This window comes from Bradyrhizobium diversitatis (genome assembly GCF_016031635.1).
GTDB lineage: Bacteria > Pseudomonadota > Alphaproteobacteria > Rhizobiales > Xanthobacteraceae > Bradyrhizobium > Bradyrhizobium diversitatis.
In genome coordinates, this window is sequence record NZ_JACEGD010000083.1 from 1 (window position 1) to 12,757 (window position 12,757).

The 12,757-nt window shown below is 61.9% G+C and carries 15 protein-coding genes and 6 pseudogenes; 14 read left to right on the plus strand and 7 right to left on the minus strand.

What is annotated here, in order from left to right:
* The first annotated feature begins 5 nt into the window (after window positions 1–5).
* Both H1B27_RS39285 and H1B27_RS39290 read left to right on the plus strand, forming a co-directional pair.
* Window positions 6–317: a DUF736 domain-containing protein gene (locus tag H1B27_RS39285; protein ID WP_311977835.1), complete on the plus strand. Its 312-nt coding sequence runs from the start codon at window positions 6–8 to the stop codon at window positions 315–317.
* A 130-nt stretch (window positions 318–447) separates the two neighbouring features.
* Window positions 448–618: pseudogene (locus tag H1B27_RS39290) on the plus strand (DUF2840 domain-containing protein); the annotation flags it as partial.
* Between the two features lie 74 nt (window positions 619–692).
* On the opposite strand, the pseudogene H1B27_RS39295 reads toward H1B27_RS39290, so the two are convergent.
* Together H1B27_RS39295 and H1B27_RS39300 are read right to left on the minus strand one after the other, a co-directional pair.
* Window positions 693–1,024, minus strand: a pseudogene (locus tag H1B27_RS39295) (type II toxin-antitoxin system HipA family toxin); the annotation flags it as partial.
* Window positions 1,017–1,352, minus strand: coding sequence for a helix-turn-helix domain-containing protein (locus tag H1B27_RS39300; protein ID WP_197969730.1), 336 nt, complete (start codon window positions 1,350–1,352; stop codon window positions 1,017–1,019). The pseudogene H1B27_RS39295 and the gene H1B27_RS39300, both read right to left, overlap by 8 nt.
* A 109-nt stretch (window positions 1,353–1,461) precedes the next feature.
* Between H1B27_RS39300 and H1B27_RS40690 the strand changes: the two are divergent.
* A pseudogene (locus H1B27_RS40690) lies at window positions 1,462–1,891 on the plus strand (ParB/RepB/Spo0J family partition protein); the annotation flags it as partial.
* Window position 1,892: 1 nt separating this feature from the next.
* Window positions 1,893–2,042, plus strand: a pseudogene (locus H1B27_RS40695) (DUF932 domain-containing protein); the annotation flags it as partial.
* Window positions 2,043–2,191: 149 nt separating this feature from the next.
* On the opposite strand, the gene H1B27_RS39310 reads toward H1B27_RS40695, so the two are convergent.
* The gene (locus H1B27_RS39310; RefSeq protein ID WP_197969741.1) at window positions 2,192–2,419 is read right to left on the minus strand and encodes a helix-turn-helix domain-containing protein; all 228 of its coding nucleotides are present in this window, start codon (window positions 2,417–2,419) and stop codon (window positions 2,192–2,194) included.
* Between the two features lie 224 nt (window positions 2,420–2,643).
* On the opposite strand from H1B27_RS39310, the gene H1B27_RS40700 reads away from it, so the two are divergent.
* From H1B27_RS40700 to H1B27_RS39350, 9 genes are all read left to right on the plus strand, one after another.
* On the plus strand, window positions 2,644–2,916 hold the full coding sequence (locus H1B27_RS40700) for a DUF2285 domain-containing protein (RefSeq protein ID WP_246516069.1): 273 nt from the start codon (window positions 2,644–2,646) through the stop codon (window positions 2,914–2,916).
* 164 nt (window positions 2,917–3,080) lie between these two features.
* On the plus strand, window positions 3,081–3,275 hold the full coding sequence (locus tag H1B27_RS39315; protein ID WP_197969732.1) for a transcriptional regulator domain-containing protein: 195 nt from the start codon (window positions 3,081–3,083) through the stop codon (window positions 3,273–3,275).
* Window positions 3,276–3,342: 67 nt separating this feature from the next.
* Window positions 3,343–3,852: a DUF2285 domain-containing protein gene (locus H1B27_RS39320; protein ID WP_311977844.1), complete on the plus strand. Its 510-nt coding sequence runs from the start codon at window positions 3,343–3,345 to the stop codon at window positions 3,850–3,852.
* Between the two features lie 131 nt (window positions 3,853–3,983).
* Complete coding sequence (locus H1B27_RS39325; protein ID WP_197969733.1) at window positions 3,984–4,265, plus strand: helix-turn-helix transcriptional regulator; 282 nt, start codon at window positions 3,984–3,986, stop codon at window positions 4,263–4,265.
* A 22-nt stretch (window positions 4,266–4,287) separates the two neighbouring features.
* Window positions 4,288–5,169 carry a replication initiator protein A gene (locus H1B27_RS39330; RefSeq protein ID WP_197969743.1) on the plus strand — a complete coding sequence of 294 codons (882 nt, stop codon included), beginning with the start codon at window positions 4,288–4,290 and terminating at the stop codon, window positions 5,167–5,169.
* Window positions 5,170–5,466: 297 nt separating this feature from the next.
* On the plus strand, window positions 5,467–5,931 hold the full coding sequence (locus tag H1B27_RS39335) for a DUF2840 domain-containing protein (protein WP_197969734.1): 465 nt from the start codon (window positions 5,467–5,469) through the stop codon (window positions 5,929–5,931).
* Complete coding sequence (locus H1B27_RS39340) at window positions 5,928–6,440, plus strand: S26 family signal peptidase (protein ID WP_197969735.1); 513 nt, start codon at window positions 5,928–5,930, stop codon at window positions 6,438–6,440. Before H1B27_RS39335 ends, H1B27_RS39340 begins: the two co-directional genes overlap by 4 nt.
* Before the next feature lie 298 nt (window positions 6,441–6,738).
* A complete protein-coding gene (locus H1B27_RS39345; RefSeq protein WP_246516070.1) occupies window positions 6,739–7,359 on the plus strand; it encodes a lytic transglycosylase domain-containing protein in 621 nt (206 codons plus the stop codon).
* Between the two features lie 141 nt (window positions 7,360–7,500).
* Window positions 7,501–7,671: a hypothetical protein gene (locus H1B27_RS39350; protein WP_197969737.1), complete on the plus strand. Its 171-nt coding sequence runs from the start codon at window positions 7,501–7,503 to the stop codon at window positions 7,669–7,671.
* 191 nt (window positions 7,672–7,862) lie between these two features.
* Here the strand turns inward: H1B27_RS39350 and H1B27_RS41415 are convergent.
* A pseudogene (locus H1B27_RS41415) lies at window positions 7,863–7,913 on the minus strand (hypothetical protein); the annotation flags it as partial.
* A gap of 606 nt (window positions 7,914–8,519) precedes the next feature.
* On the opposite strand from H1B27_RS41415, the gene H1B27_RS39355 reads away from it, so the two are divergent.
* Complete coding sequence (locus tag H1B27_RS39355) at window positions 8,520–9,659, plus strand: IS110 family RNA-guided transposase (RefSeq protein ID WP_197969744.1); 1,140 nt, start codon at window positions 8,520–8,522, stop codon at window positions 9,657–9,659.
* A gap of 360 nt (window positions 9,660–10,019) precedes the next feature.
* On the opposite strand, the pseudogene tnpC reads toward H1B27_RS39355, so the two are convergent.
* The 3 genes and pseudogenes from tnpC to tnpA all read right to left on the minus strand — a co-directional run bounded on the left by tnpC (window position 10,020) and on the right by tnpA (window position 12,675).
* Window positions 10,020–11,359 (minus strand): annotated as a pseudogene (gene tnpC, locus H1B27_RS39360) (IS66 family transposase).
* 81 nt (window positions 11,360–11,440) lie between these two features.
* Window positions 11,441–11,794 (minus strand): IS66 family insertion sequence element accessory protein TnpB, encoded by a 354-nt coding sequence (gene tnpB, locus H1B27_RS39365; protein ID WP_197969738.1) that lies wholly within the window; start codon window positions 11,792–11,794, stop codon window positions 11,441–11,443.
* The gene (gene tnpA / locus H1B27_RS39370) at window positions 11,791–12,675 is read right to left on the minus strand and encodes an IS66 family insertion sequence element accessory protein TnpA (RefSeq protein ID WP_197969739.1); all 885 of its coding nucleotides are present in this window, start codon (window positions 12,673–12,675) and stop codon (window positions 11,791–11,793) included. The genes tnpB and tnpA overlap by 4 nt, the downstream gene beginning before the upstream one ends.
* Window positions 12,676–12,757 lie beyond the last annotated feature (82 nt).

Consider the following 12,757-nt stretch of genomic DNA (forward strand, 5'->3'; position numbering starts at 1 on the left):
CTACCATCGGTTCTTTCAAGAAGATCGGCAGCGACTTCCAGGGCGAGATCGTCACCCTCAGCCTCCAGACCAAGGGCGTCCGCATCGTGCCCGAGGCCAACCGCACCAACGAAAACGCTCCGAGCCACCGCGTCTTCGTCGGCCGGGCCGAGATCGGGGCCGCCTGGTCGAAGCGCTCCGAGGAGGGCCGCGATTATCTCTCGCTCAAGCTCGACGACCCCTCGTTCAACGCACCGATCTACGCCAACCTGTTCAACGACGAGGACGGCGACGGTTTCAGCCTGATCTGGTCGCGGCCCCGTAAGAACGGCGACTGAGGTCGCCAAAAAGCCCCGCCCGGTCCGCCGGGCGGGGCTTCTCAATTCGAGGTAACTGCGAGTTCGGACGCATTGCTGCTGGCCGTGACGCTCGCCATGTTCGCGCAAATCAGGATCGAATCTTAGACAGTTCGGCCACTCCGTCGAGGAGAATATCCTCGATCGCCGCGGACGCGTCCTCTCCTTTGCGCCGGGCAGCATCTTCGCGTTCGTGCGCTGGACATCAAACGACTTCGGAACGGCAATCTCACGGATCGATATTCTGCACGCGGTCGCACCGGGCCAACGGTGCTCCACGGTAAATAAGGTCGTGCACTATGTCGTCAGCCGATTTCCGGTCGTCGGCGCTGATCGAGCGGTGATCAACTACAATCAAACGCCGAGCAAATAGTCGCTTTCTGTAAGCGCGCAAACGGCGCGGCCTTCGCGGTCGGCGAGGCGGCGTTCGGCGCGCTGCATGAGGCGGCGACCCAGGTGTCAGGCGCGGAGCCGCCAATGGAGCCGAAAGTCGGCAGTCCGGCAGGAGGAGCAAAGGCGCCGCGCGTCAGCGCGAGGGCCGGTTCCAGGGAGAACCGGTCCGAGTCATCGAGCCAAGCGCCTTCGTACTCGAAGAGGATGGTCTCCGAGCCACGAGCACGGTTGCTCCTCGCCAGTCCGATGCGGCGCGTGCGGCCGCCGAGATCGATATGCACCTCGAAGTCATCCATCGCGTGAGGCTCCGGCCTTGCGTTTGAGGTGGATATGTTTGGGCAGCTCGGCGCTGGCGAGCGCTTGGCCGACGCTGTCGCTGCTGATGTCGGCGAGCTTGATCAGGCCGTCGAGCAGGCCGAGCGCCTGGAGAACGCCAGCATAGATGCCGATGCTGACGTTAGTGTGGCCGGCTTCGACTCTCTGCAGCGTCGAGCGGGACGTGAAGGCGCGCTCGGCGACGACGGCCATCGGCAGCCGCCGACGCCGCCGGGCGTCATGAATGTCCGCGCCGAGCTTGCGCAGGGCCCGCCGAACGGCAGCAGGGGGATTGTGTGGAGTAGGCATTTAGGTCCTTCATGCTACATATTTCCTAAATATGTAGCACGAAGATTACAAATTTTATAGTCCGTCAGGGTCGGGTACCTCAGGGGCGGCTAAGCGTTCGCTCGAATCCCCGAAGAATGCGCGCAAGACCCCGCACAGTGAGGCAGCGATCTAAGCTTATGCGGCGAGTCGCCACCAACGGTATCTTGCAGAATCTGGTGGTCGAACCGGAATTGGACAGAGAAGGGCGGCCACGGGTTTGCAGACGGCTTGCGCGGATTCCGAGAGTGAAGTGCGAGGAGATCAAGAAGACCGCGCCGATCCGCTGCATCGACACTGCGAACGATCCGCACGAAATCAGCCTAGACGAGAACGTCACGCGAGAAACTCTGCATCCCTCCAATTAGTTCGAGGCCTTCAAGAAGCTGGCGGAAAAGCGCGGTTTTGGTGCGGAAGAAATCGCCGTCCGCTTCGGCATGGCGTCGCATGTTGCCCTGCGGCTCGGCGCGGCCTCCCCGAAACTGATGCAGGTCTATCGCGATGGCGATCTGACCCTTGAACATCATCGAAACCGTTTGGGGCGAAGAGCATCGCAAACCGGAAAGCATCCTTGATTTCGTGCAGGGCGTTACCGCATGTGCTCGCGGGAAGGCTCATCAGGGCACGCGCCTCGAGCTGGAGGGCAACGCAAATCGTTTGATGGAACGGGCCATTGATGACATGAGCCGCGCAATCGGGAATGTTTGTGCGGTCTCGCTTCGAAGCCCTACGCATCGCCCCCCAATCCGGCAAGCCGGATCGGCGGCAATGACGCCTGTCCGCCTCCGGCGCTCGCCGGGCGCCGGCCGGCTCGTGGAAGGTCAGGATCGAACTTTGGACACTTTCTCCTCAAGCAGATCTGAAGGCCGGACCTCCAACGCCTGGGCGATCTGCCAGATTGTGAGCAACGTCGTGTTTTGCAGCCCTCGCTCAATGCTGCTCACGAAGGCCCTATCAACGCCCATGCGTTCAGCTACGGCCTCTTGGCTCAAGCCAAGGGTCAGTCGAAATCGACGCGCATTCGCTCCAAAGACCTTGCGAATATCCATCCGCAGGATAGGAAGCAATCGCGTATTTTGGCGCTACGTGTTATAATACGCGGAGCTTGAGGGTCACGGACGGAGCTTCGATTGCTAAAATATGGGGAACGCGGCTTCTTGAACGCGCGCTCGGGCATGTGGCATGCCATATGCTACAACAGCCAACTGTTCGAGCCGGCCAAGGCTCGCACCTCGCGATTTGGTTTTCGATCCCGCCTGTTTTGTGGTCTCTGATGTCGAAGCCGCCGCTAGATCCTGACGTCGCGGATGTCGCGCCAAACGAGCCGGCGCTGATTGCCTATGACGAACAGCATGTCATCACTTGCATTCGCCTTCTGCAGGCGGAGCGTGAGGGGGCGGACTGGTGCGAAGTGGCTCGAGTGGTCCTGCATATGGATCCCGAGCGAGAGCCGGACCGTGCGCGGACTGCATATCAGAGTCATCTTGCGCGCGCAAAATGGGTGACCGAGCAGGGGCGCCTCTTACGCGGCGCCGGCTCAAAATAGAAGAAAATCGCCAGCTAACTCTTGTGGCCAAAACAATTTTCTCCCGCTAACCGGTGGTCATTCTCGAGCACCACGTGGTGCCAAACTAGAGGCTTCCTGCAACCGCTTCGTTCATAACTATTGCGCCGCAATCCTTGTTGGCTGCGTGCAATGGGACGGAAGCAATGCCTGAATTCGACTGGCGTTCGCCAGATTCGTTTAAGAGCCTGGAGAATGCGGAGATCACTCACATCGCCTGGGAAGGCCTTCGTATGAACGTGGACTATCAACGCGACTACGAAGCGATGATTGTGAATAGCCCAGATGGCGAAGTGACTGAGGAATTCAGGAGGAGGTGGGGTATCTGCTTTCGCCCATGACCCGCAAAAGTCCTCCAAAGAACAGGTCATCTTCTGGACACCTGAGGTTCTAGCGTCCGTTGTCCCCGTGACAACCGCGCCGCCCGATTCTCACAAATCAGCATCTCAGCCGCTGCTCGACTTTGCTGCCGGCCGGGTGTGCCGCGCCGCCGATGGTTGGCATGCGGTGCTGCGCATCGGCTCGGTTGAGCATCGCATCTGGTCGAAACAGCCGCTGACCGCGGGCGCCCACTATGCAGCCGAGTTACCGCTCGACTACAGTTTCGAGCCGCGCGCGCACGCTGCTACCCGGTTGTGGCGCGCGATGAATGGACGTGCGCCAGGGCCTGCCTTTCATCGCTTGTCGAAACAGCGGCGCGAAAGATTATGCGCAGCCCTTCGCGCAGCCGCCGCGTATTTCGCCGGCGCGACCTATCGCAGCATCGCAGAAGCTCTGTTCGGCGAAAAGCGCATCCCCGATCGTGCCTGGAAAACAGACCATCTGCGCAGCCGAACCATCCGCCTCGTAAAAAGCGGTCTGGCGTTCGTTCGCGGGGGCTATCGCAAACTTCTGGGACCCAAGCGCAAGGACGAGTAGCGCCGTCCCAGGGGTGCCGAAAATCGGCCCCCCGATATTCGGCATCCCTCTCCGAGAACTTGCTTCTCCATAGTGACCGCACACACGCCGGCGCCGCCATCCGCGGTTCGCTGTCCTCTTGGAGTCCTCAAATGCCCGATCCGCTGGCCGGTCTTCCCCCGCGCTTCCTGCGTACACCTGAGGCCGCGCGCTATCTTGGCCTGTCCGGTCGCACGCTCGAGAAGCACCGCACGTACGGCACCGGGCCGACATATCGGAAGATTGGTGGACGTGTCGTCTACGCCGTCGATGACCTGAAAGCGTGGGCCGACCGGGGCGCCAAGACGTCGACCTCCGACCCCGGCAAGGGGACTGTGCTGCCGGCCAAGAAGCACCCGGCGCTGCGCCCCTATGCCGGCCAGGAACGTCGCTGATCCCCGTTTGAGAGCGATGGTCATGCGACGCAAACTCCACTCCGAGCGCAACCAGCTTGAACTCTTCCGGGCACTGCCTGGCGATCTCGCGCCGCGCGACGCGCAGGATCTGATGGCTTATCCGTTCTTTTCGCTGGCAAAGGCTAAGCGGATCGTACCGATCGATTTCCGTGCCGGTGCGATCGCAATTCGTGTCGAAGCCGTGCCGGAACATGGCATGGCGACCATTTGGGATGCGGACGTTTTGATCTGGGCCGCTTCCCAGATCGTCGAAGCCCGTGATGCCGGCTTGAAGACGTCGCGCCTGATGGCTGCGACGCCTTACGAGATTCTGACGTTCGTCGGCCGCGGCACCAGCGCACGTGACTATGATCGGTTGAAGGCTGGCCTCGACAGGTTGCAATCAACGACCGTATTGACGTCGATCCGCCAGATTGCGGAACGACGGCGGCATCGCTTCTCCTGGATCAACGAATGGAAGGAGACAGCTGACGCAAACGGACGCCCGTTCGGGCTCGAACTGATCTTGCCCGATTGGTTCTATTCCGGCGTGATCGATGACGCGCTCGTGCTCACGATTGATCGCGCGTATTTCGATCTGACGGGCGGACTTGAGCGCTGGCTTTACCGTCTCGTGCGCAAGCATGGCGGCCGGCAGCAGGGCGGCTGGAGTTTCGATCTTGTGCATCTCCATGCCAAGTCCGGCAGTCTCTCGCCACTCAAGCATTTTGCATACGACGTGCGCCAAATCGTCCAGCGTCAGGCATTGCCTGGTTACCACCTCGTGCTCACGCGCGATCGCGACGGCACCGAGCGGTTGAAGTTCGCGCCCGCGCCCATCAATCCATTCACCGAGAGACTTCGCAGGCGCGGTCTCCTTCCGAAATCGGGAGGCAACCTGTGAATCAGCTCGTGCTATCGGGGACTGCAACCCTCGTGCCATCAGGGACTGGATCCTCGTGCTATCGGGGACCGGAATCGGATCCAAATCCTTGTCCCTTCGCGCTTTCCAGCCGTCGTAACTCCTCTAACCAGAAATCCTTCGGATTTCTTCTAACGGACCGCGCCCTCGGGCCTCTGAGGATAACCACCACCATGTTCGCCTGTTCTGCCTCGCCACAGTGACGGCGAGGGCGAGGACGCGCCGTCGCAATTTCGCTCCCGCCAGGCAATCAGAACCTCTCTGCACTCGGAGTACGTCATGAACAATTTTACGGAAGTCGAACTCCTTTGGCTCGAGAAGCGCATTGAGAACCGCATCCGGTTCGGCCATTCCGTCGAGGAGAGAATCCTCGATCGCCGCCGACGCGTGCTGTCCTTTGCGCCCGGCAGCATCTTCGCGTTTGTCCGCTGGACAACAAACGACTTCGGAACGGCAATCTCACGGATCGATATTTTGCGCGCGGTGGCACCGGGACAACGGTGCTCCACGGTGCCCTATGTGAAGCCGGGCGGGGACATTCTCCTGCGCCTATCCGGCTGGCCCAAGGTCGAACGGGTGCTTCAGTTGATCGACGCTGTTGAGGCGCTCGACATCGATCCCGCGCACGCTGCGCCCGATTACTGGCACCACGTGCATAACCGCATGTCGGTCAATGAAAAGCCCCGCCTCTACACGAAAGCGAGACACCAGGCATGGCTCCAGCGGCAAAGGACCATGCGATGACAAGTGCGTGGAAGACCTTGGCAATGATGTTCGCCGGCGCTGGTGCCCTTCTCGCACCGACGGTTCTCGACCTGACACCACTCTACGTCTGGAATGCATCTGAGAGCGTGCCGATCGGCCTGTATCGTTTGCAGCCTGCGGAAAAGCTGTTCGTGACGGAGCTTCTTGCGGTCCAGCCGCCGGAGCCGCTTGCAACCTTCCTTGACGTGAGCGGCTATCTGCCGGCCGGGATACCGATGCTCAAGCGCGTGCTGGCGCTTCCGGGGCAGACCGTCTGCAGAACCGGGCTCGCAGTGACGGTAGACGCGACCGAAATGGGCGAGGCACGAGATCGCGATGGCCGCGGCCGTCCGCTCCCGAAATGGCAGGGTTGCCGCGTCGTTGGCGAAGGCGAACTCTTTGTCATGAACTGGCAATCCGCCGACTCGCTGGACGGAAGATACTTCGGCTTTCTGCCGGCATCCGCCGTCCTTGGGCGAGCGCTCCCCGTGTGGACCTGGGAGGACTGACGTGCACGTGTTAGGACTCCGATCTGCCATTCCGCTGTTCGGCCGAATGTTGCATCATTCCTCCGTCCCGGCCAACCGTCGCGGAACTCTCGCGCGCAGGGCCGGTCCAAAGCCTGCCCCGGACGTTGTCCGCGGGCGGCCGATGGGCCGGCGCCACGCGACCTTACCCGGGAGGAGCACGAACACGGCGGCATGCTGGCGTTCGGTCGGGACCGGCATTTGCGTTGTTGTCGTGTGCTTTTTGGCGCTGACGGTGGGTGACGTCGCTGCCTCCGCCGCGACACGATCCGCAGAGCACATGGCGAGATTTCGTACTCACGACCGGTTTGCGGACTTCATCGACGAGGCCTCGCGTCGCTTCGGCGTACCGGCGTACTGGATACGCGCAGTCTTGGAGCTCGAAAGCGCTGGAGATGTGTGCGCCAAGTCCCCGAAAGGCGCCATGGGGCTGATGCAGATCATGCCGGAAACGTGGGCCAAACTACGTCTGCCATACGGTCTTGGCATCGATCCCTACGATCCCCACGACAACATCCTTGCTGGTGCGGCCTATCTCCGGGAGCTGCAGGACCGATACGGTTCGCCGGGTTTCCTGGCAGCCTACAATGCGGGACCTGGTCGTTACGAAGAATATCTCGGTGGCAGGCGATTGCCGGCCGAAACCCAGACCTATTTGGCGAAGCTTGGGCCGATGATCGGCAGCGACATTGCCGCTTCCAGGCTCGTCGCCAACCTGCGGTCATCGGCGGCGACGCTCTTCGTTGTGCTGTCCGAAAGCTCAAACAACGCAACTTCGGTGCAGCTAAGCCATATGGCAAAGCGCGCTCCAATCGCCGTCTCAGCTCACGACATTTCAACGATTGTGCCCCAAGCACCCGAGCTGTTTGTCGCGAGATCCAATGCGGGAGGTCGACGATGAGCGAACGCGTTAGCTCGCATACATTGGCGTACCCTGGAGAAGAATGGACGGTAGGGCGAGGGCAGGGGAAAGGCACGACGTATGCGTCCGTGGGCTGCACATGACGTCGGGCCTTGACGAGCCTAGCGGCCCCGGGAGGCAATGGGCCGACTCGGCGAGCTTCTACTCTTTGCGGGGCTCAGCTATGGCCGCTTCCGCCTTCGCGATCACTGCTTCGGCGCGCTCTATCGCGGCGCGGAATTCCTCGCTCTTCCAAGTATCAACCTGTTCGCCGTCATCGTACGACTCGTCGGTGGCGTCTTGCGCGCGTGAGACCAACTCACGAAGCGCCGCAATGGCCTCGGCGAGTAGCTTGGCTTCAGCTCCGTTTCGGGAAGCGCCATCCTTAGCACTAGCGGGCGGGCACCCGGATGAAGATGCGTCCACCAGTCGATTTCAACCTCGTTTGCGTCGATCAAATCGCGCCATCGCCTCAGGGTGTGCTGCGATATGCCATGTGCGCGGGCATAGGCTTGCATGCTCAGACCGCACAACTTCATCGCTTCAACGTGCATCGCCCAGAACGCTTGAACGGCTCTGCAGCGGAGGGCCTTCGACACTGGAGTCCGCTTCTTGGGAGCCGCTCCCGACGTTCCTCACGACGCAATTCCGCACGTGTCTTCAGCGTCTCAGCGTCGACCAGGGTTTGCTACTAAAGGACGCACGCGGGCAAGAGTTCGCGGAGGAGTGCGATAATGACGTGCTGACATACGGGCGATGCCTTCGGCCCGCGCTCTACTCGTCGCTTCGCTCCTCACCGAGCCACCCTACGGGTGTCTCGGCCCTTCGGGTAACGATCGCTATCGCAAACGCTCGGAAACAGTGGGGCTTCGAAAGTCAACTGCCAAGTCGCGGCGGCTCTTTCGCAATGAATCGGCCACCATCCAACATGTTCGGGCGGGCGCTAATGGAAGATCCACCGTAATGACCCGAACTGCATTTTGTCGCAAATCGCCGCGAGTACCGAGAGTCTGTTGGCTTGGAAGCTGCGACCGGGAGAACACGAGGGCAGGACGGCCACCCGTAATCGTTCTGCGCCGGGAGTTGCGGCCGCAGCGCAGGTGGCCTGCGCGATAAATGACGCGCACAGTGCGCCGCTTCAGCAACGCGGGAGGCGTGTGATGGAATTCTTCTGTGGTCTGGATGTCGGCATGGACGAGACGGCAATCTGCGTGGTGGATGACAAGGGCAAGGTGGCGCTGGAGGTAGCGGTGGTGACCGATCCGGACGCGATCAAGGCGGCGTTGACGCCGTATCTTGGCCGGCTGCGGCGGCTCGGCCACGAGGCGGGCTCGCTGTCGCCCTGGCTGCATCCGGAACTGCTCAAGCTCGGCCTGCCGGCGGTCTGTCTGGAAACCTTCCACGTCCGCGCGGCGCTGAAGGCGCAGCGCAACAAGACCGACCGGACCGACGCGCTCGGCCTGGCGCATTTGATGCGCACCGGCTGGTTCCGCAAGGCGCACATCAAGAGCGCGGCGTGCTACCGGCTGCGGCTGTTGTTGACGCACCGGCGCAATCTGAAGCGCAAGTTTGTGGATCTGGAGAACGCGATCCGGCATTCGCTGAAGGTGTTTGGCATTCGCCTCAGCCATGTTGGCCGCGGCGGATTCGCCCAAGCGGTGCGCGAGGCGGTGGCGGGCGATGCGCTGGTCAGCGAGCTGATCGACGCCATGCTGAACGCGCGCGCCGCGCTGTGGAAGGAGTACTGCCGGCTGCACGATCTGGTGGTCAAGCTGGTCGCCGGACATGAGCTGTGCCGGCGCTTCATGCAGATCCCCGGCGTGGGGCCGGTGGCCGCCCTGAGCTTCATGACAGCAGTCGATGATCCCTCGCGCTTCAAAAGGTCGCGCGATGTGGCGGCGTATTTTGGCCTGACCTCGCGGCGCTGGCAGTCCGGCACGTCGATCGACGTGCAGGGGCGGATCAGCAAGGCGGGCGATGCCGACGTGCGGCGGGCGCTCTATGAGGCGGCCAGTGCGTTGCTGACCCGATTCAAGCGCAAGGACAAGGTCAAGAGCTGGGGGCTGGCGATCGCCAAGCGCACCAGCCACCGCAAGGCGACCGTGGCAGTGGCGCGCAAGCTCGCGGTGATCATGCATGCGATGTGGGTCGACGGCACCTTTTATTGCGGCGATCCGGCGGCCTCGCAGGCGGACGTCAGCGCACGGGCGAACGCCAAGGCGCGCAAGCTGCTCGGCGCCCATGCATGGCCAGAACACAAAGTTGACGGATCCAAAGACACCATGAGCGCAACAGTTTGAACACGGAGCTCCGCGACAGCGGAAGAGACCTGGTGCAGATCAACGACGACGGAACGCACGCTATCTTGCCTGTGGCCACGCACGTGACGTGCAAGCTGGACCACGCCGGACTGCCTGTGATGTGGCTCCGTCATGCCGATGGAAAATTGCGCCGCGACGGCATCCCCGCTGCCCTGATGCAGCGACGTTACGCCGTCGATGAGCGCGGAAGAGTGCACGGCGCACCGGGACTCGCGGCTGTAGTGGCGCATCGCGTCCAGGCGCGGCGCAGAGGGCCTTGTCGCAAGAGAGAAAGGAAGCGAGAATGGGTGAGATCAAGCACAAGCAACGACCGTAAGCGTCCGGCCGCTGCACATGGCATCAGGTCTTGACATGGTCGGCCGGCTTCCAGCTCCACGGCAGCAATTCGTCGAGACGGTTGACGGAATGTCCGTCGATCATCCGCTGCAGCACGTCACGCAGGTAGGCGTAAGGTTCGACGTCGTTGAGCTTGCAGGTCGCGATAAGAGAGCAGATCACCGCCCAGCGATGCCCACCGCCGTCGCTGCCGGCGAACAGGTGGTTCTTGCGGCCGAGCGCGACGGGACGGATCGCGCGTTCGACGGGATTGGTGTCGAGCTCGACGCGGCCTCGATCGCGTAGAGTTCGCCGATCCGGCGCAAGGCATCTGTTGCCACAGGCGATCCGGTGGCCTCGGCTACGTCGTAGAACTTGCGCCGCGAATGGCTCCAGCACGCGGCGAGAGTGATGCCCTCCTTATCGGCCAGCTGCTCGAAGCCGGCATATCCGTCGACATGCAGGATGCCTCTGAAGTCCGCAAGATGCGCGACTGGACGCTCGGCCTTGCGGTCTGGGGCGAACAGAAAGATTGCAGCCGGAGGTGCAGGTCCACCCCATGGCCGATGTTCGCGGGCGTAGACCCAGAGCCGCCCCGTTTTGGTTCGTCCGCGGCCGGGATCGAGCACGGGGATCGGCGTGTCATCGGCGAACAGATGGTCGGACGCGAACACATTCTTGGACAGCCGTTCGTGCAACGCGTCGAGCCACCAGCATGCACCGCCGACCCAGCCAGCGAGCGTCGAACGGCAGAGATCGACACCGTGACGATCGAAGATCTGCGACTGTCGATAGAGCGGAAGGTGATCGCAGTATTTGCTGATCAACACGTGCGCGAGCAGCGCCGGCGTTGCCAGGCCACCAGCTATCACCCGTTCCGGCGCGGCCGCTTGCATCACCTTGTTGCAGGCTCGACAGGCGTATTTGGGACGCGTGGTGCGCACGACACGAAGCTGAGCCGGTACCCAGTCCAGCATCTCGCTGACGCTCTCGCCGACCAGGTGAAGGGCACTTCCGCAACAGCTACAAACCTCACTCTCGACGTCGAGCCGAACCTCTTCGCGCGGCAGATGATCCGGCAAAGCTCTGCGTCGTGGCTGCGTCGCCGTCGATTCCGGAATGCCTTTTGGTTGCTCTTCCTCGATGCGGGCAATATCGCTGTCGATGTCTTCCAGGCCGAGCGCGAGCTGGTCGGAGTCCATGCGCTCGGAGCTACGTCCGAACTGCATTCGCTGCAGCTTTTTGATGATCGATTTGAGGCGCTCGATTTCGGTGTCGCGATGGTTAATCGCAGTGGCGATGTCGCGCACCAGACGCTGCAGAAGCTCAGGATCGGACGGAAGATTGTTGAGATCGAGCTGCATGTCCGATGGTACTCGAACATGCTGATTCGTAGAAGAATCGCCGCTCAGTTCAGCCCTGTTTTTTGTACATCGTCTCTTTATTCAGCCGGCAATCGCGGGCTTCCAGACACGTTCTGGAGCGCGCCAATCGATGCCTTCGATCAGCATCGCGAGCTGTGCCGGTGTGAGCGTAATCGAACCGTCATAGCCTGCCATCACGGGCCACACGAAGCCACCTTGGTCGATGCGTTTGGTGAACAGGCAAAGTCCGTTGCCGTCCCAGAACAGGATCTTCAGCACCGATGCCTTCTTGCCGCGGAAGGCAAAGAGATGACCGGAGAATGGATCCTTCTTCAGCACGTCCTGGACCAGCATTGCGAGCCCGTCCATGCCCTTTCTCATGTCGGTGTAGCCCAGCGCCATGTGCACTTTCACGCCCGCAGGAACGAACATCATGGTGCAATCTCTCCGCTCTCGATCTGCGTTCGCACAGCATCCGGATCGCTACCAACTGGAGCAAAGACGCGACCTCCATCGGCCAGGTCAACGGCCACCATTCCCTCGGGCGGACGTACGAGGTTGCGCAGAACCTGCGTCTCGGCTGCGTTGTCGGCCAGCACGACGTGGGCGAGTTTCGCGCGCTTCTTTTGCCCGATGCCAAATTGCACACGCCAGCGGAACAGCAGCCCGGTGACGATCCCGTGCTTGCGGGCAACGGCAGATACCTTGGCGCCCGGCTGCTCGGTTTCCCTCGCGATCGCGAGCTTCTCCTCGTCGCTGAAGAAGCGTCGGATGGGGGCGGCGGGCGCCGTCGGATCGCCGATTTCCGCGGCTGTCAAGTTCCTTTCGGGAGTTGAGTTCCTAGCACTAGTGCTAACGGCCGGGCGGGCGGAGGGGTGAAGATGCGCGCGCCAGTCGATTGCGACCTCGCCGGTATCCAGTCGGTCACGCCATTTGCGCAACGAATGCGGCGACAGCTGCATCGCAGCGGCGTAGGCACGGACGCCCATTCCGCTCCAATTCATTGCCTCCACATGCATCGCCCAGAACGCCTGTGTCGCGCGGTTGCGGATGTCCGTGCTAACGGAAAACCGTTGCCGCTTCTGCTTGCGCAGCGCTCTTGTTCGCTCTTCGCGGCGCAATTCCGTCTGATATTCCGCGAGTTTACGTGCAGTGTCTTCGCCGGCAAGCTGCTTCAGCCAACGCCGAAACGTGTTCTCGGTGAGACGCTGCTGACGACAATATTTGCGGATCCCGAGACCGCTTCGGCGCCACGCTTCGACGTGCAGCGACCACCACTCGCGTCGCGCTTTGTTCTGGAAGTGTTTCGGTCTCACCGGAGAATCTCCACAGCAGCAGAGAACCCGAAATGGAACGACATCACACGAGGAGGAAGGTGTGCAGGAACCGGACGGTTAC